This is a genomic window from Rossellomorea sp. NPDC071047, from assembly GCF_050270195.1.
In the GTDB taxonomy this organism is placed as follows: domain Bacteria; phylum Bacillota; class Bacilli; order Bacillales; family Bacillaceae_B; genus Rossellomorea.
Genome location: NZ_JBNNJT010000001.1, coordinates 304,379 through 322,837 on the forward strand (window position 1 = coordinate 304,379; position 18,459 = coordinate 322,837).

20 protein-coding genes are annotated in these 18,459 nt (G+C 42.4%); 18 read left to right on the plus strand and 2 right to left on the minus strand.

The window, feature by feature from the left end:
* Genes gcvT through gcvPB form a run of 3 tightly spaced genes read left to right on the plus strand, consistent with a single transcriptional unit; the run spans window position 1 to window position 3,926 of the window.
* A complete protein-coding gene (gcvT, locus tag ACQKFO_RS01540; RefSeq protein WP_427596564.1) occupies window positions 1-1,107 on the plus strand; it encodes a glycine cleavage system aminomethyltransferase GcvT in 1,107 nt (368 codons plus the stop codon).
* Between the two features lie 16 nt (window positions 1,108-1,123).
* Window positions 1,124-2,470: an aminomethyl-transferring glycine dehydrogenase subunit GcvPA gene (gcvPA, locus tag ACQKFO_RS01545; protein WP_427596565.1), complete on the plus strand. Its 1,347-nt coding sequence runs from the start codon at window positions 1,124-1,126 to the stop codon at window positions 2,468-2,470.
* Window positions 2,463-3,926 (plus strand): aminomethyl-transferring glycine dehydrogenase subunit GcvPB, encoded by a 1,464-nt coding sequence (gene gcvPB / locus ACQKFO_RS01550; protein WP_427596566.1) that lies wholly within the window; start codon window positions 2,463-2,465, stop codon window positions 3,924-3,926. Before gcvPA ends, gcvPB begins: the two co-directional genes overlap by 8 nt.
* Before the next feature lie 154 nt (window positions 3,927-4,080).
* Here the strand turns inward: gcvPB and ACQKFO_RS01555 are convergent, their stop codons facing one another.
* Window positions 4,081-4,464 (minus strand): rhodanese-like domain-containing protein, encoded by a 384-nt coding sequence (locus tag ACQKFO_RS01555; RefSeq protein WP_113970477.1) that lies wholly within the window; start codon window positions 4,462-4,464, stop codon window positions 4,081-4,083.
* Between the two features lie 212 nt (window positions 4,465-4,676).
* Between ACQKFO_RS01555 and ACQKFO_RS01560 the strand changes: the two genes are divergently transcribed.
* The 3 genes from ACQKFO_RS01560 (at window position 4,677) to ACQKFO_RS01570 (ending at window position 9,423) form a co-directional block, all read left to right on the plus strand.
* Entirely contained in the window at window positions 4,677-5,513 is an 837-nt protein-coding gene (locus ACQKFO_RS01560; protein ID WP_427596567.1) for a lipoate--protein ligase family protein, read from the plus strand.
* 351 nt (window positions 5,514-5,864) lie between these two features.
* Window positions 5,865-8,435 carry a vitamin B12-dependent ribonucleotide reductase gene (locus ACQKFO_RS01565; protein ID WP_427596568.1) on the plus strand — a complete coding sequence of 857 codons (2,571 nt, stop codon included), beginning with the start codon at window positions 5,865-5,867 and terminating at the stop codon, window positions 8,433-8,435.
* A gap of 106 nt (window positions 8,436-8,541) precedes the next feature.
* A complete protein-coding gene (locus ACQKFO_RS01570) occupies window positions 8,542-9,423 on the plus strand; it encodes a patatin-like phospholipase family protein (RefSeq protein ID WP_427596569.1) in 882 nt (293 codons plus the stop codon).
* Window positions 9,424-9,439: 16 nt separating this feature from the next.
* Here ACQKFO_RS01570 and ACQKFO_RS01575 read toward each other — a convergent pair whose 3' ends face one another.
* Complete coding sequence (locus ACQKFO_RS01575) at window positions 9,440-9,802, minus strand: SA1362 family protein (protein WP_427596570.1); 363 nt, start codon at window positions 9,800-9,802, stop codon at window positions 9,440-9,442.
* 281 nt (window positions 9,803-10,083) lie between these two features.
* Here ACQKFO_RS01575 and ACQKFO_RS01580 point away from each other — a divergent pair, with 281 nt between their 5' ends.
* From ACQKFO_RS01580 to ACQKFO_RS01635, 12 genes are all read left to right on the plus strand, one after another.
* Complete coding sequence (locus tag ACQKFO_RS01580) at window positions 10,084-10,653, plus strand: YqhR family membrane protein (protein ID WP_427596571.1); 570 nt, start codon at window positions 10,084-10,086, stop codon at window positions 10,651-10,653.
* 94 nt (window positions 10,654-10,747) lie between these two features.
* Window positions 10,748-11,206, plus strand: a complete 459-nt coding sequence (aroQ, locus tag ACQKFO_RS01585; RefSeq protein WP_427596572.1) for a type II 3-dehydroquinate dehydratase — start codon at window positions 10,748-10,750, stop codon at window positions 11,204-11,206.
* Window positions 11,196-12,260, plus strand: coding sequence for a M24 family metallopeptidase (locus ACQKFO_RS01590; RefSeq protein WP_427596573.1), 1,065 nt, complete (start codon window positions 11,196-11,198; stop codon window positions 12,258-12,260). The genes aroQ and ACQKFO_RS01590 overlap by 11 nt, the downstream gene beginning before the upstream one ends.
* Before the next feature lie 40 nt (window positions 12,261-12,300).
* On the plus strand, window positions 12,301-12,858 hold the full coding sequence (gene efp / locus ACQKFO_RS01595) for an elongation factor P (protein ID WP_034757996.1): 558 nt from the start codon (window positions 12,301-12,303) through the stop codon (window positions 12,856-12,858).
* Window positions 12,859-13,192: 334 nt separating this feature from the next.
* Window positions 13,193-14,116, plus strand: a complete 924-nt coding sequence (gene spoIIIAA / locus ACQKFO_RS01600) for a stage III sporulation protein AA (protein WP_427596574.1) — start codon at window positions 13,193-13,195, stop codon at window positions 14,114-14,116.
* Window positions 14,117-14,632: a stage III sporulation protein SpoIIIAB gene (gene spoIIIAB, locus ACQKFO_RS01605; RefSeq protein ID WP_148969590.1), complete on the plus strand. Its 516-nt coding sequence runs from the start codon at window positions 14,117-14,119 to the stop codon at window positions 14,630-14,632.
* 79 nt (window positions 14,633-14,711) lie between these two features.
* Complete coding sequence (gene spoIIIAC / locus ACQKFO_RS01610; RefSeq protein WP_034758004.1) at window positions 14,712-14,918, plus strand: stage III sporulation protein AC; 207 nt, start codon at window positions 14,712-14,714, stop codon at window positions 14,916-14,918.
* A gap of 14 nt (window positions 14,919-14,932) precedes the next feature.
* Window positions 14,933-15,325 carry a stage III sporulation protein AD gene (gene spoIIIAD / locus ACQKFO_RS01615; RefSeq protein ID WP_427597759.1) on the plus strand — a complete coding sequence of 131 codons (393 nt, stop codon included), beginning with the start codon at window positions 14,933-14,935 and terminating at the stop codon, window positions 15,323-15,325.
* Between the two features lie 28 nt (window positions 15,326-15,353).
* Window positions 15,354-16,550, plus strand: coding sequence for a stage III sporulation protein AE (gene spoIIIAE / locus ACQKFO_RS01620; protein ID WP_427596575.1), 1,197 nt, complete (start codon window positions 15,354-15,356; stop codon window positions 16,548-16,550).
* Between the two features lie 18 nt (window positions 16,551-16,568).
* Entirely contained in the window at window positions 16,569-17,192 is a 624-nt protein-coding gene (spoIIIAF, locus tag ACQKFO_RS01625; protein ID WP_427596576.1) for a stage III sporulation protein AF, read from the plus strand.
* Complete coding sequence (gene spoIIIAG / locus ACQKFO_RS01630) at window positions 17,182-17,835, plus strand: stage III sporulation protein AG (protein ID WP_427596577.1); 654 nt, start codon at window positions 17,182-17,184, stop codon at window positions 17,833-17,835. Before spoIIIAF ends, spoIIIAG begins: the two co-directional genes overlap by 11 nt.
* 14 nt (window positions 17,836-17,849) lie before the next feature.
* Window positions 17,850-18,398 carry a SpoIIIAH-like family protein gene (locus ACQKFO_RS01635; protein ID WP_044340042.1) on the plus strand — a complete coding sequence of 183 codons (549 nt, stop codon included), beginning with the start codon at window positions 17,850-17,852 and terminating at the stop codon, window positions 18,396-18,398.
* The last annotated feature ends 61 nt before the right edge of the window (window positions 18,399-18,459 follow it).

Below are 18,459 nucleotides of genomic sequence, written 5' to 3' on the forward strand. Positions count from 1 at the left end.
ATGTCAGAGTTAAAACAAACACCTTTATACGAAGTGTACAAAGAGTATGGAGGAAAGACCATCGACTTCGGTGGCTGGGCTTTACCAGTGCAGTTTTCAAGCATTAAGGAAGAACATGAAGCGGTACGGTCCCGGGCAGGGCTATTCGATGTTTCTCATATGGGAGAAATTGAAGTAAAGGGTGAAGGTGCCCTTGATTACTTGCAAAAAATGATGACAAACGATGTTTCCAAAGTGAAAGATGGTGGAGCACAGTATACGGCTATGTGCTACGAAAATGGTGGGACGGTCGATGACTTATTAGTGTATAAAATAAAAGACAATGATTATTTGCTCGTTGTCAATGCTGCAAATATAGATAAAGATTTTCAATGGTTGAAAGAACATGAGACAGATGGCGTTGAAATCAACAACATCTCTGAACATATGGCACAATTGGCACTTCAAGGTCCACTTGCTGAACAGGTTTTACAAGTACTTACAAACGAACATTCATTAAGCGGTATCGGATTTTTTAAATTTCAAACCGATGTGAATATCGCTGGTAAACTCGCACTTGTTTCCCGTACCGGTTACACAGGGGAAGACGGATTTGAGATTTATTGTGATGCAGGTGATGCGGCTGCGATATGGAGAGCCATCCTGGATGCAGGAAAGGAATTTGGAGTACTTCCATGCGGACTGGGTGCACGTGATACATTGCGTTTTGAAGCGAATCTTGCCCTTTACGGACAAGAATTATCTCAATCGATTACACCGATCGAAGCGGGAATCGGATTTGCCGTAAAAGTAAATAAAGAGGTTCCATTTATCGGTCAGGAAGTGCTGAAACAGCAAAAAGAAGAAGGCGATTCAAGAAAAATCGTCGGGATTGAGATGATCGATCGCGGAATTCCCCGTCATGGCTATAAAGTGTTTTCCGGTGAAGAAGAAATAGGGGAAGTCACAACCGGTACGCAATCGCCGACATTAAAGAAAAATGTAGGATTAGCATTACTGCATAACGAGTTTACTTCTTTAGATACGGAAGTACTGGTTGAAATCAGAGGGAAAAAGTTAAAAGCGAAAGTAGTAGCCACACCATTCTATAAAAGACCAAAGAAATAGGGGAGGAATGACGGTCATGAAGCATCGTTATTTACCGATGACAGAGCAGGATCAAAGGGAAATGTTAGACAGCATAGGAGTAGACAACGTTAGTGATCTATTTGAAGATATTCCCGAGAAGGTTCGTTTCAAAGGGGATTACAAAATCAAAGAAGCGAAGTCAGAAACGGAATTGGTGAAGGAACTGACAAAAATGGCAGCGAAGAATGCTGACCTGAAAAGTCATACATCCTTTTTAGGGGCTGGGGTATACGATCACTATATGCCGATCATCGTGGATCATGTATTATCACGCTCTGAATTTTATACAGCCTATACACCTTATCAGCCGGAAATTTCGCAAGGAGAACTTCAAGCCATTTTTGAATTTCAAACGATGATTTGTGAGCTTACTGGCATGGATGTAGCCAATTCTTCCATGTACGATGGTGGGACGGCCCTTGCAGAGGCAGCTATGCTGAGTGCGGGGCAGACCCGTCGGAAAAAGGTCCTGGTTTCAAGCACTGTGCACCCGGAATCACGTGATGTCCTGCGGTCTTATGCAAAAGGCCAATATATAGATGTAGTAGAAATCCCGCACAAAAATGGTGTTACGGATGTGGAAGAACTTAAGAAATTAATGACTAATGAAATTGCCGCGGTAATCGTTCAATATCCTAACTTCTTCGGTCGGGTGGAAGAACTAAAAGCCATTGAAGAAGTTACTCATGCTGAAAAAGCGATGTTCGTGGTTTCTTCAAACCCACTTGCATTAGGGGCGCTTACTCCTCCTGGTCAATTAGGAGCCGATATCGTCATTGGTGATGCACAACCATTTGGTATTCCAAGTGCCTTCGGTGGACCTCACTGTGGATACTTTGCAGTGAACAAGAAGCTTATGCGTAAAGTGCCAGGGCGTCTTGTAGGTCAAACCGTCGATGAAGATGGAATCAGAGGATTCGTACTGACACTTCAAGCACGTGAGCAGCATATTCGTCGTGATAAAGCCACGTCTAATATTTGTTCCAATCAAGCATTAAATGCACTCGCTGCATCTGTTGCCATGACGGCGCTTGGAAAACAAGGCGTTAAAGAGATGGCACTTCAAAATATCCAAAAAGCACATTATGCAAAAGAAGCCTTTAAAGCAAAAGGATTCACCATTGCATTTGAAGGACCATCATTCAATGAGTTTGTCGTAAAGGTAAATATGCCGGTTAAAGAAATCAATCAAAAGCTTTTAGGAAAAGAAATGATTGGTGGATACGATTTAGGATTATTGGATGACGGCTTATCACAGCACATGCTAGTGGCTGTTACTGAACTTCGCAGCAAAGAAGAAATCGACGCATTCGTAGCAGAATTGGGGGATTGTCATGAATAAGCAAGATCAACCTCTTATTTTTGAATTATCTAAAGAAGGCCGCACAGGCTATAGCTTACCTGAAATGGATGTTCCTCAGGTAGAACTGTCTGATCTGATTCCATCCGATTATATCCGTACAGAAGCACCGGAGCTTCCAGAAGTATCTGAACTGGATATCATGCGCCATTACACGGCATTATCAAAACGTAATCATGGTGTGGATTCCGGCTTCTATCCATTGGGATCTTGTACGATGAAGTACAATCCAAAGGTGAATGAAAACGTGGCACGCTTGAATGGATTTGCTCATATCAATCCTCTTCAAGAAGCGGAAAGCGTTCAAGGTGCCCTTGAACTGATGTATGACCTTCAAGAGCATTTGAAAGAGATCACGGGCATGGATGAAGTGACCCTTCAACCTGCTGCCGGTGCTCATGGGGAGTGGACGGGTCTTATGATGATCCGTGCTTACCATGAAGCGAATGGTGATACCCACCGCACGAAGGTCATCGTACCCGATTCAGCTCATGGAACGAACCCGGCCAGTGCGACTGTAGCAGGTTTCGAGACGATAACGGTAAAATCAAACGAAAATGGTTTAGTTGATTTAGAGGATCTTAAGCGTGTAGTCGGGGATGATACGGCAGCCCTGATGCTTACCAACCCGAACACTCTTGGATTATTTGAAGAAAACATTCTGGAAATGGCTGCAATCATACATGAAGCAGGTGGAAAGCTGTATTATGATGGTGCCAATTTAAATGCCGTACTATCAAAAGCGAGACCAGGAGATATGGGATTTGATGTCGTGCATTTAAATCTTCATAAGACCTTTACGGGTCCTCATGGAGGCGGTGGTCCGGGAAGCGGTCCTGTCGGAGTGAAGGGAGATTTGATTAAGTATCTTCCAAAACCGGTCCTTGTGAAAAATGGCGATACATTCGAATTCGATTACAACAGACCTGACTCCATCGGACGTGTAAAACCTTACTATGGAAACTTTGGCATCAACGTTCGTGCTTATACGTACATCAGAACGATGGGACCAGACGGGCTGAGAGCCGTGACGGAAAATGCGGTCCTGAATGCAAATTACATGATGCGCCGCCTGGCACCTCACTTTGACCTTCCATTCGATCGTCATTGTAAGCATGAATTTGTCATCAGCGGAAAACGCCAGAAGAAGCTTGGCGTCCGTACATTGGATATTGCGAAGCGATTACTTGACTTCGGATATCATCCACCAACGATTTACTTCCCGTTAAATGTGGAAGAATGCATGATGATCGAGCCAACGGAAACAGAATCAAAAGAAACACTGGATTCCTTCATTGATGCCATGATCCAGATTGCCAAAGAAGCAGAGGAAACACCGGAAATCGTCCAGGAAGCTCCACACACAACCATCGTCAAACGTATGGACGAAACACTGGCAGCAAGAAAACCGGTACTGCGTTATACAAAAGAAAACTAAAGATTGTAAAATTGGAAAACCCCGCAGTCAATTGCTGCGGGGTTTTTTTTGAGGGACGGACCTTCAAGGAGGTGGGGGGAGAACCACCAACGCCAATCCACCCGGCTATTTCCACCAATTAAAAAAGGATCGCCCTAAAGGCAATCCTTTCACATTATTTTTTATGTTTTACTTTCCCTGTCCACTTTTTAAAGCCGCCCTGCAATTGGTGAAGATCCCGGTACCCTTTGCGGTGAAGCATTTGAGCTGCTCTTCCGCTGCGGAGTCCGCTTTGGCAATAAAGGTAAACGGGCTGATCGGCACGGATTTCCTTTTGTCTCATTTTAATTTGAGAGAGGGGGATATTTCGTGCGCCAAGTACGTGACCGTTATCAAATTCATTCGCTTCACGAACATCTATCAACTGAGCTTTCCGATATCCTGCTCTAAATTCTTCTTCAGTCAAAGTATTAACGATTCTCTTTTGATAGAAGAACGTAAAGAGTGAATAAACAATGATTCCACCAAGTACGACTAAAAGAATATATAATCCTTCCATCATTCATGCTCCTTTCTACAAATGCGCTAACTTCTATTATATTCATGAAAGCTCCGAGAATCAAAACAAATTTATTAATTTACAGCAAACACTTTCCAATCTGTTTTTCTTTGTTTTTTCGATTGGATTTGATAGACTAGTAACGGACTTAAATGAAGTTGATTTTTTACATAACAAAATATCAAAGAGAAGACGCAAATGAGGTATGATGCATGAAAAAAGAAACATGGAGATTCATTGACTCAGGGAATTGTTCCCCTTCTTATAATATGGCACTTGATGAGGCGCTATTGGATTGGCATAGCGAGGGGAAAATTCCTCCTACGATCAGATTTTACGGATGGGATCCAGCTACTCTCTCGATCGGTTACTTCCAAAAGGTTGAAAAGGAAATCAATCTTGATGCAGTCAAAGAGCACGGACTTGGCTTTGTCAGAAGACCGACGGGAGGCAGGGGGGTTCTGCATGAACATGAATTGACGTACAGTGTCATTGTTTCAGAAGAACACCCGGAGATGCCTAAGACCGTTACGGAAGCATATCGAGTGATTTCTGAAGGGGTCTTAAAAGGATTTCAAGGACTTGGACTCGAAGCCTACTTTGCTGTTCCGAAAACAACAGAAGAGCGGGAAGGATTAAAAAATCCACGTTCGGCAGTCTGTTTCGATGCACCGAGCTGGTATGAACTGGTGGTAGAAGGAAGGAAAGTAGCGGGCAGCGCCCAGACGCGTCAAAAAGGCGTCATCCTTCAACACGGTTCCATTCTATTGGATCTTGATGAGGATAAGCTGTTCAGCCTGTTTAACTATCCATCTGACCGGGTAAAAGAGCGAATGCAGCGTGCATTTAAAAGCAAGGCCGTCGCAATGAACGAAATCAGTTCGGAAACGGTCACCATGGAAATGGCGAAGGAAGCGTTCAAAAAAGGTTTTGAAGAAGGATTGAATATCCACCTGGACCCATATGAACTTTCTGAAGAGGAAACACAATATGTTGTGGACCTTGCCGTGAACCGGTACGAATCAGATGAATGGAATTTTAAACGATAAAAATTTTTTTGTAGAAAAAAAGCGATGCTTGTCGCTTTTTTCCTATTTTACCAACTGTTGCGAGACTTGGATTAATATCAAGTTCTAAATTAATAGAAAAGGTCGGAGTATTATATGATTTTCTATTATTTCCTCCTGTTTTCTATTTTTATTGGCTTATTATCCGTTTGACAAACAAATGACCTATTGACCTGAAACACAATATGTGGTGTGTTGAATATTTTTTTACACACTATATGTTGTGTTTATTTATTGCTTTTCCAATTGAGCTATGATATCGTATTATTTGATATTACACATCAAAGTGAACAACAAACAAATGAAAGATTTGAGATAGAAGGAGTTGTCTTTATGACTGTTGCGTCGAAAAACACAATGAAATTAAACATCGAAAGATTAAATCAGGATATCGGATTATTTCCTCAAGTACATCCCATAACCCCGGATATGACTACTACACATAAGGGTGTATCCCGTCTTGTCATGATTGATCGCTATTCTTTCAAAGACACGGAAAAGATCACTCTTTCAGAAGGGGATTTCGTGGTCCTCACCATCAAAGAAGATCCTAAATTCCCTGCAAGAGGATTAGGTTACATTTCGAGCATCGACTGGGAAACAAAGAAAGCAGATGTTTGGATCGAAGAAGAGTACAGAAGTGCCATCGACAAGCCGGAAGAAATGGAAACCGGAATCGTGTCAAGAACACTCGATGTAATCGAAAAGCCACTGGAAGTCTACTATGAACAAATTGCGAAGCGTAACGCAACAGGCTTGGCAGAAGTGGAAGAAACTCCTGAAAAGAGACAAGATTGGTTTGAAAAGTTCTATCATGAATTAGTGAATTTGCATTTTGTCCCTGCTGGCCGGGTGCTTTACGGAGCGGGTGCCGGAACGGACGTCACGTACTTTAACTGCTACGTGATGCCTTTCGTACAGGATTCTCGTGAAGGGATTTCGGAACATCGCAAGCAGGTGATGGAGATCATGAGCCGGGGCGGGGGTGTCGGAACGAACGGATCGACTCTTCGTCCGCGAAACACTCTGGCTAAAGGTGTGAATGGTAAATCTTCCGGGTCGGTTTCCTGGCTGGATGACATCGCCAAATTAACCCATTTGGTTGAGCAGGGGGGATCAAGACGTGGAGCACAAATGATCATGCTTTCAGATTGGCATCCCGATATTATCGAATTTATCATTTCTAAAATGCAAAACCCGCGTATTCTGCGTTATCTTCTTGAAAATACAGAAGATGAAACCATCAAAAAGGCGGCACAGGATAAGTTGAAATTCACCCCTCTGACAGAACAAGAGGAAGCGATGTATCAAGGAATCCTTAATTATAGACAAATCCCTGGCTACGGTGGATTTGATGCGAAAATTCTTAAGAATGCAGAAGAAAAGCTCCGTACAGGCGGAACCTACAGCGTCCATAATTCAGAATTCCTGACAGGTGCGAATATTTCCGTTTGCCTGACAAGCGACTTTATGGAAGCCGTTGAAAACGATCGTGAATATGATCTGCGCTTCCCTGATGTGGAAACTTATAACGAAGAGCAAATGAAATACTATAATGAAGAATGGCACAACGTAGGTGATGTCCGTGAATGGGAAAAGCTTGGCTACAAAGTGCGTACTTATCGTAAGATCAAAGCGAAAGAGCTTTGGAATCTTATCAACGTTTGTGCAACTTACTCTGCGGAGCCTGGAATCTTCTTTATTGATAACGCGAATGATATGACAAATGCGAAGGCATATGGTCAAAAGGTAGTTGCTACGAACCCATGTGGTGAACAGCCTCTTGCTCCATATTCCGTGTGTAACCTGGCAGCTGTCAACCTTGCTCAGTTTGCCGATAAAGAGACGAAAACCGTTGATTTCGAAAAATTGAAGCGTACCGTTGAAGTGGGTGTGCGCATGCAGGACAATGTCATCGATGCGACTCCGTACTTCCTAGAAGAAAACAAAAAGCAGGCCCTTGGTGAGCGCCGTGTTGGCCTTGGGGTGATGGGTCTTGCAGACCTGTTGATCTACTGTGAAAAAGAATACGGTTCTGAAGAAGGCAACAGACTTGTCGATGAAGTATTTGAAGTCATCGCAACAACCGCTTATCGTGCATCCGTGGAATTATCCAAGGAAAAAGGAAGCTTCCCATTCCTGACTGGAAGCACCGACGAAGAAACGAAAGCCTTACGAAAAGCATTTGTGGAAACAGGCTTTATGAAGAAAATGCCGGAGGATGTACGTGACGACATTCAACAGTTCGGGATTCGAAACTCTCATTTATTGACCGTTGCCCCAACAGGTTCAACAGGTACGATGGTTGGAGTATCTACCGGACTTGAACCTTACTTCTCATTCACATATTACAGAAGTGGGCGTCTTGGTAAGTTCATTGAAGTTAAAGCGGATATTGTAGAGGATTACTTGAATAGAAATCCAGATGCAGATGCTGACAATCTTCCAGAATGGTTTGTTTCTTCCATGAGCCTGGCGCCGCAAGCACATGCTGATGTTCAATGTGTGATTCAGAATTGGATCGACAGCTCAATTTCAAAAACGGTTAATGCCCCACGTGGTTATACGGTCGAGCAAGTAGAAAAAGTGTATGAGCGACTGTATAAAGGTGGAGCAAAAGGTGGAACCGTCTACGTTGACGGAAGCCGTGATTCACAGGTTCTTACCCTCAAAGCAGAAGAAAACAGCTTTGATGACGAGGACGAACAGGAACAAAAAGACATTCCTACATCGAAAAAGCCGATCGTATTACTTGATACGATTCAGGACGTACGTTCAACTGACGTAACCATTGGTTCTGAAGTAGGGAATACGTGTCCAGTCTGCCGTAAAGGGACGGTAAAAGATATGGGTGGCTGCAATACTTGTACAAACTGCGGCGCTCAGCTGAAATGCGGTCTATAATAAATGAAGAATGTTAGGAGGGGACTGGTTCCCTTCCTATTTTTTTAGTCTAAAACCCTTCATTGTGAATTAAAGATGTAGTAATAGACATTGAAGGAGTGGGCCTATGGACATCGATGGTGTTTTTTCAGGCGGAGGCATAAAGGGACTCGCGTTGATTGGGGCATATCAAGCATTAGAGGAGAAGGGCTACAGATTTAAGAGGCTCGCAGGAACAAGTGCCGGAGCGGTGATTGCAGCATTTATTGCTGCCGGTTATTCAAGCAGGGAGCTCCTCAAAATCATGGATGATATTGATTTTAATAAATTGCTGGACTCAAACGCGATGATCTCTCTCCCTATCATAAAATGGTTTCGGGTTTACTATCGTTTAGGTTTATATAAAGGTGCGGCTCTTGAAAGCTGGGTGGAAGAGAAGCTGAAAGCAAGGGGGATTTATACGTTTGCCGATTTACCACCCCATTCACTCCGGGTCATTGCTTCAGATTTATCGAATGGCAGATTATTGGTTCTCCCGGATGACCTTGAGAAGTACGGTATAGCGAAAGAAACTTTTCCTGTTGCCAGGGCGATACGAATGAGTGCGAGTCTTCCTTACTTCTTCGAACCTGTAAAGCTGCGTTCTTTAGAAGGAACAAGTTTCATGGTGGATGGCGGGGTGCTCAGTAACTTTCCTATGTGGCTGTTCGATCGGGAAAATGTGAAAAAGATAAGGCCGGTCATCGGGGTGAAGTTAAGTCACGATTTAGTCGGAAAGCCCAAAAAACAAATCAAAAATGCGATTGATATGTATGAAGCCCTCTTTACTACGATGAAAGATGCACATGATTCAAGATACATTTCCAGAAAACTTGAAAAAAACATCATCTTTATTCCAACTGAAGGTGTGCTCACGACTGAATTCGGATTAACGCCGGAAAAAAGAGCAGAACTATTTCAATACGGAAAATCAAAAGCGGAAGCATTTCTCCAAAAATGGCCGTATTAATAAAACAATCGAGCTCCTAAAATGAGGCTCGATTGTTTTTCTTATTCTTTTTTCCTTCAATTACAGTAAGGTTGGCATTGGATTTCTTTCGTATCGAACGTTTCTTTGAGGCGTTTGATACTTGAGGCTTACTTGGAGATTTTTTCTTATGCCGCCTCTTTGATTGTTTGGCTGCTTTAAGAAACGCTCTCTGTTCATTACTATTACCAGCCCGCCTTCCGCTGAACCATCTTCGGTAAATAAAGTAGATAATTCCGATCACAGCTGCTGTAACAAGTATTTGTTTTACTAGCCCTAAAGGATTTCCTAATAGGGAAGTGAAGAGCCCTACAATAGCTAACAATATTAAGGTGATAACAAAGATATTACGAGCGTTCAACAAAGCCACCTCCTTGCAATACAATCCATTATACATATCTATACTATTATTCTAGACAATTTCCTTGTTATTTAACCATATTAGTTATCGAATTTCTGAAAATATTGCTGGAGTTATTTTCTGAAACTGGAAAGATATTATCTATTTTACTAAAAAATGAATCAAAGGACTAGAGATAGGATTTTATCATCCATATTTCCTTATCATCCACAGATGAAAAATAAGTAAAACCATGCAAATGTTTAAATCATTGGGACATACTACGAATGGAGGTGTTACTGATGGCTGAACAAAAGGGACAACATGAAAAGATTCAGGATGGAACAGAAGAAAGTAAGGAAAATCCACGATTAGAGCAGAATCAGGGAGAAAAACCACTATCCTTCATGGCAATGGTTGTAGTAACGGGATTTATAGGTGGGATATTATGGAGTGCAATTGCCTATATTTGTTACTTTTTTTCCTTTACGAAAATCGAGCCAAATATTATATTTGAGCCGTGGGCGGTTGGTGACTGGGTGGACAAATGGATCGGTATCGTTCTTTCCATTGTGGCTTACGGGGTGATTTCTATAGGTGTGGCCCTCATTTATTATGGTTTATTACGAAAATTCAAGTCTATGTGGGTAGGGGTTGCCTACGGTGTAGCGTTATACTTAGCGTTCTTTTTACTGCTCAACCCGCTCTTCCCGAGCATTGAATCCTTTACATCCATTGATTATCACACTTTGATCACAACCTTCTGCCTGTATATTTTGTATGGAGTATTTATTGGCTATTCGATTTCCTATGAAGAAAATGAGTTGAGACATCAGAATGAGAAAGAAAAATCAGGGGAAGTTTCACATTAACAAATCCTCATTATCAGACAATTATGTAGGTATAGGTATAAGGTTTGTGTTAGAATGTTCATGATGAACATTCTATTTTTTTAGGGGTTTACATATGATGAAAATCTTGCTTTTAAATGGTCCTAACTTAAATAGGCTGGGGAAACGTGAACCCGGTATATATGGACATGTCACCTTGCCGCAACTTGAGGGAAAGCTTTCAAAACAAGCAGAAGGTGAAGGCTTTCAACTCGTTTCAGCTCAATCGAACCATGAAGGGGAACTGATTGATTACATACACAGGGCAGAAGATGAAGGGTATGGGGGAATCATTCTGAATCCCGGTGCTTTCACACATTACAGCTATGCGATAAGAGATGCAGTGGCTTCGGTATCAGTACCGGTAGTGGAAGTGCATATATCAAATATACATGCCCGTGAAGCGTTTAGGCATCAATCTGTCGTGGCAGCTGAAACGGTTGGCCAGATCGTCGGATTTGGACTGTTTGGTTACGAATTGGCTTTACAAGCGATCATAAAGAACATTAAGGGAGTGGAAAACGATGAAAATTGAACGATTACGAGAGACTTTTTCAGAAAACGAACTTGACGGGATCTTACTTACTAGTACCTACAATCGCCGGTACATGACAAACTTTACTGGGTCATCAGGTGTAGTTCTGATTTCCAAAGAGAAAGCATTATTCATAACAGATTTCCGATACATCGAGCAAGCAACCGAGCAGGCTGCCGGATTTGAAATCGTCCAGCACACTGGCCCCATCCATGAGGAAGTAGCCAAACAAGTGAAAAACCTTGGGATTATGAAATTAGGCTTCGAGAAGAACTACATGACATTCAGTGCTTATGATAGCTATCGTGAAGTGCTTGAAGCAGAACTTGTACCGGTATCAGGGCTGGTAGAAAAGTTACGCTTGATTAAGACACCTGAAGAGCTTAAGATAATTAAGGATGCGGCGGATATTGCCGATGCAGCATTTAAGCATATATTAGATTTTATTAAGCCGGGTGTGACAGAGTTAGAAGTTTCCAATGAATTAGAATTCTTCATGAGAAAAGCGGGAGCGACATCTTCATCTTTTGATATCATCGTTGCTTCAGGTAATCGTTCTGCACTTCCTCATGGGGTTGCCAGTGATAAAGTCATTGAAAAAGGTGATTTTGTAACGTTGGATTATGGCGCATACTATAAAGGATATTGCTCCGATATGACACGTACCTTATCTGTGGGAGAACCAAGTGAGAAATTGAAAGAGATCTATGACGTCGTTCTACAATCACAGCTTTTGGCTATGGAAAAAATCAAGCCTGGTATGACAGGTAAAGATGCGGATGCTATTGCGCGTGATTACATAACAGAAAAGGGTTATGGAGAGTATTTCGGACATTCATTGGGTCACGGAATCGGCCTTGAAGTCCATGAAGGACCAGGATTGTCTTCCCGTTCCGATGTGGTACTGGAGCCTGGAATGATCGTAACGGTTGAACCGGGCGTCTATGTTCCAGGTGTTGGCGGTGTTCGTATTGAAGATGATACACTCATAACAGAAGATTCCAATGAAACACTGACACATTCTACAAAAGATCTAATCATTCTACCATTGTAGTCCTAAAGACAGGTCTACTAGACAATAGGAGGAAATAAATATGATTTCAGTAAATGATTTTCGTACAGGTTTGACGATTGAAGTCGATAACGGAATTTGGAGAGTAATCGACTTCCAACATGTTAAACCGGGTAAAGGGGCAGCATTCGTCCGCTCCAAACTTCGTAACCTGCGCACAGGTGCCATCCAGGAAAAAACATTCCGTGCAGGAGAAAAAGTAGGAAAAGCCCAAATCGATAACCGTAAAATGCAATACCTGTATGCGAATGGTGACATGCATGTATTCATGGACAATGAGAGCTACGATCAAATCGAACTTCCTGCTTCTTCTATCGAATATGAATTGAAATACCTGAAAGAAAACATGGAAGTGTCCATCATGATGTACGGGGGAGAAACTCTTGGAGTAGAGCTTCCTAACTCAGTTGAATTAAAAGTAACTGAAACGGAACCGGGCATCAAAGGCGATACAGCTTCCGGTGGTTCAAAGCCTGCTACTGTTGAGACAGGATTAGTGGTTAACGTACCGTTCTTCGTCAACGAAGGAGACACATTGATCATTAATACAACGGACGGATCTTACGTATCACGTGGATAAATAATGTGAAAAGCCTGAACGGGATTATTCCCGTTCAGGCTTTTTTATTTAGGGCGAGTTGGGTCTTTGTCGCGTTGTGTATTGCTTTATCTCCGTATATTCATTTTATCTGCCGTTATCAAATTGTATTTGCCATTGGTCTAAACTCGACATCCCCTGTCCAACTTCATCCCCTTCGCTCCAAACCAAATCTTTTAATCCTACCTCAAATCTTCCAACTCTACTGTCATAATCTCATGCCACTAGAATACATTGTATTATCGGGAAGCATGTACGAAGGTTCATTTTTCGTCTTCATATATTCCGAAGTGGAACAAGATTAGGAGGTACCTATATGCAAGAAGTTCTAGCCTTACTCCCCAGCACTATTTCTGACAAAGTCCTGAACCTTCCACAAGATCTTATTGACCGTATTGAAGAGATTAGGGTTCGTACCAACCGTGTGTTGGAGGTCACGGCCAGGGGGAAGCCATATTTTCTCTCTTATACCGTTACCGAGGAAGATAGCGAACAGCTCATAAACAAACTATCCAGGCATTCATTTTATACATTGGAAGAAGAACTGAAGAGAGGATATATCACGATTGAAGGCGGACATCGAGTCGGTCTTGCTGGGAAGGTCATTCTAGAGGGTGGTGTGGTGAAAGGGATTCGGAACCTGTCTTCCTTTAACATCAGGATTGCGAGACAGAAGCTTGGCATAGCACAATCTATTTTTCCATATGTTTATGATAGTGGCTGGAAGCATACGATGATTATCGGCTCGCCTCAAACAGGAAAGACGACATTGCTTAGAGATCTTGCACGCATGATTTCGACGGGCATCCCGGAAAAAAAGATCCCCCCGTTTAAAGTAGGGATTGTCGATGAAAGGTCCGAAATTGCCGGCTGTGTAAACGGAATCCCTCAGCTGTTGTTTGGACCGAGAGTGGACGTGCTGGATGCATGTCCGAAGGCTGAAGGGATGATGATGCTGATCCGCTCCATGAGTCCCGACGTCCTAATCGTGGATGAGATTGGCCGCGCGGAAGATGGTCAAGCCATCCAGGAAGCCGTTAATGCCGGTATTACTCTTGTGATGACGACTCATGGATCTACATTTGATGAAGTTGCGAAGAGACCGGTTATCAAGGACATTGTGAGTCTCCAAACCATTGAGCGGTTTGTTGAACTAAGGAGAGGGGATGAGCCTGGTAAGGTTCATGAAGTGTGGAATGAACACGGTCAATCTCTTCTGAAAAAAGTGAGTGTGACATAAATGATTAAACTAATCGGTGCTGTTTTCATCCTGCTTTCAACTTCCTGGGCTGGTTTCGAAGCGTCCAAATATTTAACGGAAAGACCGAGGCAGCTTCGGTTGTTGAAGGTGGCACTCCAGTCATTGGAAGCAGAAATCACTTACAGTCATACCCCTTTGCATGAAGCGACCAGAAAGATTTCCAAGCAGCTCCAAAAACCTGTTTCATGGTTCTTTGAAACGTTCTCAAAGAAATTAACGGAGCAGGAGATTTCAGTGAAGAAAGCGTGGGAAGAAAGCCTGAATGATATTTGGAAATTAACGGCTTTTAAAACAGGTGAATACGAGATCCTGAAACAATTTGGAGAAAACCTGGGCAAACATGACATGATGACACAGCAGAAGCATATACAGTTAGCGTTAAAACATTTGGAAAGAGAAGAATCAGAGGCAATAGAAAAGCAGAGAAAATATGAAAAGATGACGAAGAGCTTGGGTTTTTTATCAGGTTTATTATTGATCATCCTATTACTTTAACGATGCATTAAAGGTCAATACTTTTATACATGCCAATCGCTTGCGAGAACAGCTTTTAGAAACAGGGAGGGAAATGAATATGGGAATTGATGTGGATATTATTTTCAAGATCGCAGGGGTGGGGATTGTAGTGGCCTTTTTGCATACGATTTTAGATCAGGTCGGGAAGAAAGAATATGCACAGTGGGTCACATTGTTTGGGTTCATCTATATTCTGTTCATGGTGGCCTCGATTGTCGATGATCTGTTCCAAAAGATTAAATCGGTCTTCTTATATCAAGGTTAGAGGGGGCGTCCGCGATTGAAATCATTCAAATTGTTGGTATAGCACTTGTTGCGACCTTTCTGGCTTTGATTGTGAAAGAACAGAAACCGAATTTTGCTTTTTTGCTTGTTGTGTTTGTTGGATGTTCGATTTTTTTATTTCTGATCGATCAAATTTACTCCATCATTCATATGATTGAGAAGCTTGCTGCGAATGCAAATGTGAATATGGTATACGTAGAGACCATTCTCAAAATTATCGGCATCGCCTACATAGCGGAATTCGCTTCTCACATTACAAAAGATGCCGGACAGGGAGCGCTTGCGGCAAAAGTGGAACTGGCTGGGAAAATCTTGATTTTAGCAATGGCGGTACCTATTCTGACAGTGATTATCGAAACGATTATCAACATGATCCCAACTGGATAAGCGAAACGTTAAGAGGTGGAAAAAATTGTTGCCAATATATCGAATACTCGTCATAGCACTCGTAATCATTTTCGTAGGAGCCTCCAGTGGACAAGCTGAAGAAGGGGAGGAACAGAATCCGCCCGATTCGACAATTCAACAGCAAATGATCGATCAGCAGTTAGATCAATTAGGGATCGAAGAATTAAAAGGATTCTGGAACAGTATCGTAGATCAATACGGTGGCTACCTTCCTGAAAGTCAAAAGGGCAGTTTGGTTGATTTTATCAAAGGAGAAAAAGAGTTTTCCTTTAAAGCATGGTTTAGTGGAATCTTCAAGTTCGCCTTCCAGGAGCTTGTGATGAATGGGAAGCTATTAGGAACACTGATTATGCTAACGATTTTCAGCATGTTCCTTCAATCCCTGCAGAATGCATTTGAAGGAGGGAGTGTCAGCAAGGTTGCATACAGCATTGTGTTCATGGTGTTGATCATCATAGCCCTTAATAGTTTTCACGTGGCGATCGACTACACCCGGGATGCCATCTCCACCATGGTTCACTTCATCATTGCCCTCATTCCTCTGATGTTAGCCCTTATTGCCGCTTCGGGGGGAGTTGTATCCGCAGCATTTTTCCATCCTGTGATTATCTTTTTAATGAACACAAGCGGTTTGTTGATCCAAAATGTCGTGCTGCCCCTGCTGTTTCTGGCGGCACTATTAAGTATCGTAAGTACCCTTTCCAGTCATTATAAAGTAACTCAGCTTGCCCAGTTATTGCGCACATGGAGCATCGGGTTGTTAGGGGCCTTCATGACCGTTTTTCTTGGTGTTATATCCGTGCAGGGAGCTACTGCAGCAGTCACGGATGGAATCACCATTCGAACAGCGAAATTTGTTACAGGAAATTTTGTACCTGTGATCGGAAGGATGTTCACGGATGCGACGGATACAGTGATCAGCGCTTCCGTTCTATTAAAGAACACGGTGGGCATCGCTGGTGTGGCCATTGTCCTTATCATTGCAGCCTTTCCGGCAATCAAGATCCTCATGATTGCATTTATTTATAAATTGGCAGCCGCTCTCCTGCAACCCCTCGGTGGAGGACCGGTGATAGAATGTCTCGATATCATTGCCAAAAGTGTGATTTATGTCTTTGCGGCCCTTGCCATTGTGTCCTTTATGTTCTTTTTGAGTCTTACCGTCATCATCGCGGCAGGAAATATCACGATGATGATGCGATAAAGAGGAAGGAGTACCGTCATGTCATTTCTCACCGATTGGATTACAAATATTATTATCTTTGTTCTCTTAGCCACCGTCATTGACATGCTTCTTCCCAGTTCCAATATGCAAAAATATGCGAAAATCGTGACTGGATTATTATTGATCACCATAATCCTTACACCTTTGTTTAAATTAATGGCAACCGATTTTGATACGGTGATGGAATCAATTGATATAAATGGAGATTCTCAGAATAATTCAGTAGAAAATTTAATAGAAATGAAGAAAAAAGAAATACAAGCCTCACAACGTGCATATATTTTAGAACAGATGGCTGTCCAAATGAAACAACAAGCTGAAAAGGAGATGATGGATGAACACGGTAAGGTCATTGAGAAGGTTGAAGTAAAAGCAGATGATTTGGAGAATGTCCCGGATAGTATCACAGAAGTGACAGTTGTTGTAAAAGACAAGCAAGAAAACACTACGATTGAAACTGTTCAAAGCGTGGAGATCGATACGGGAGCTGAGCCGAGAAAGAAAACCCCTGAAGAAAGTACGTCCCAAATGGCCTCCTTACTTGCCGAGCAATGGAATCTTACACCAGACAAAATAATCATTACAGTTGAAGGGGGGACTGGGGAAGCCGATGAACTTTAATAAAGGTCCGCTTAACGCATTGAAGGAATGGCTGTCAAAAGAAAATTCCAATTCACCGCCAAAGGATAAAAAAGGGAATAAGTTTCAATACTTCCTCATTGTGCTGTTGGTAGGTATCGCCTTTATGCTGATCAGTGATCTTTGGAGCAGTGATAGCAGCCTGGAGGTCTCGAAATCATTAGACGAAGGAGCACCTGAAGAGGTCGCGACATTCGGCTCCGGACATAAGGAATCGGATGGCTCCATGAGAGGGTACGAGGATCAATACGAAAACCAATTGAAAGAAGCACTTGATCAAATTGTCGGGGTCAGCGAAGTACATGTTGTGGTCAATGTAGAGGCAACTGAGTCAAAAGTATATGAAAAGAATGAATCCTCACAGTCACAAACCACCTCAGAAGAAGATAAGCAAGGTGGAAAACGATCGATCGAGGATAAATCAAGAGATGAAGAAATGGTAATCGTGAGGGATGGAGAGAAAGAAGTTCCCATTGTAAAAGAAACTAAAAAACCTAAAGTCAGCGGTGTCCTTGTTGTAGCAAAAGGGGCCGATAATATACAAATCAAAAAATGGATCATAGAAGCTGTTACTCGAGGATTAGACGTACCAAGTCACAGGGTATCGGTTCTGCCCAAAAAATAAGGGGGAAATGATAGATGTTACTTAAAAAACAAACAGTTTGGTTATTAACGATGTTAAGTCTTGTGATCGTGCTTTCAGTTTATTACATTACTTCTCCAACACAGCAAGTGACGGATATGGCATATGAAGAAAAGGACGGAAAGGAGCAAGCGAAAGAAGATGGGAAGGAAACCATGTCTGACATGGAAGTCGTAACAGACGCAGCTGGAAATGAAATGTTCGAAGCCTTAAGAATTGAAGTGTTGGATCAACGCGAACAGCTTCGTGAAGAACTGGAAGCGAAAGTAGCGAACGCCGATGTATCAGCAGAGGAAAAAAGCGCTGCCTATGAGGAGATGGAGAACTTAAGAGAGTTGGCCATGACAGAATCAGTATTGGAAACAATGATTAAAACAATGGGTTATGAAGATGCGTTAGTCAGAGCTAACGGTGAAAATATCCGTATTACAGTAAAATCCGACAAGGAGCACTCAACAGCCGATGCGAATGAAATCATCCGTCTTGTGATGAGTGAAGTTGGGCAGATGAAACCGGTAGCGGTAGAGTTCCAGCCAACAAATTAACGTGTAAACCAGTGCCACCGGAGGGGAACCTTCAGGTGGCTATTTTTTTGTTTAAAAAAGG

What these genes read in the sequence shown, in the direction of transcription:
- gcvT (WP_427596564.1), top strand. Translation starts at nt 1, where the DNA reads ATGTCAGAGTTAAAACAAACACCTTTATACGAAGTGTACAAAGAGTAT.
- gcvPA (WP_427596565.1), top strand. Translation starts at nt 1,124, where the DNA reads ATGAAGCATCGTTATTTACCGATGACAGAGCAGGATCAAAGGGAAATG.
- gcvPB (WP_427596566.1), top strand. Translation starts at nt 2,463, where the DNA reads ATGAATAAGCAAGATCAACCTCTTATTTTTGAATTATCTAAAGAAGGC.
- ACQKFO_RS01555 (WP_113970477.1), bottom strand. Translation starts at nt 4,464, where the DNA reads ATGGAAGGATTATATATTCTTTTAGTCGTACTTGGTGGAATCATTGTT.
- ACQKFO_RS01560 (WP_427596567.1), top strand. Translation starts at nt 4,677, where the DNA reads ATGAAAAAAGAAACATGGAGATTCATTGACTCAGGGAATTGTTCCCCT.
- ACQKFO_RS01565 (WP_427596568.1), top strand. Translation starts at nt 5,865, where the DNA reads ATGACTGTTGCGTCGAAAAACACAATGAAATTAAACATCGAAAGATTA.
- ACQKFO_RS01570 (WP_427596569.1), top strand. Translation starts at nt 8,542, where the DNA reads ATGGACATCGATGGTGTTTTTTCAGGCGGAGGCATAAAGGGACTCGCG.
- ACQKFO_RS01580 (WP_427596571.1), top strand. Translation starts at nt 10,084, where the DNA reads ATGGCTGAACAAAAGGGACAACATGAAAAGATTCAGGATGGAACAGAA.
- aroQ (WP_427596572.1), top strand. Translation starts at nt 10,748, where the DNA reads ATGATGAAAATCTTGCTTTTAAATGGTCCTAACTTAAATAGGCTGGGG.
- ACQKFO_RS01590 (WP_427596573.1), top strand. Translation starts at nt 11,196, where the DNA reads ATGAAAATTGAACGATTACGAGAGACTTTTTCAGAAAACGAACTTGAC.
- efp (WP_034757996.1), top strand. Translation starts at nt 12,301, where the DNA reads ATGATTTCAGTAAATGATTTTCGTACAGGTTTGACGATTGAAGTCGAT.
- spoIIIAA (WP_427596574.1), top strand. Translation starts at nt 13,193, where the DNA reads ATGCAAGAAGTTCTAGCCTTACTCCCCAGCACTATTTCTGACAAAGTC.
- spoIIIAB (WP_148969590.1), top strand. Translation starts at nt 14,117, where the DNA reads ATGATTAAACTAATCGGTGCTGTTTTCATCCTGCTTTCAACTTCCTGG.
- spoIIIAC (WP_034758004.1), top strand. Translation starts at nt 14,712, where the DNA reads ATGGGAATTGATGTGGATATTATTTTCAAGATCGCAGGGGTGGGGATT.
- spoIIIAF (WP_427596576.1), top strand. Translation starts at nt 16,569, where the DNA reads ATGTCATTTCTCACCGATTGGATTACAAATATTATTATCTTTGTTCTC.
- spoIIIAG (WP_427596577.1), top strand. Translation starts at nt 17,182, where the DNA reads ATGAACTTTAATAAAGGTCCGCTTAACGCATTGAAGGAATGGCTGTCA.
- ACQKFO_RS01635 (WP_044340042.1), top strand. Translation starts at nt 17,850, where the DNA reads ATGTTACTTAAAAAACAAACAGTTTGGTTATTAACGATGTTAAGTCTT.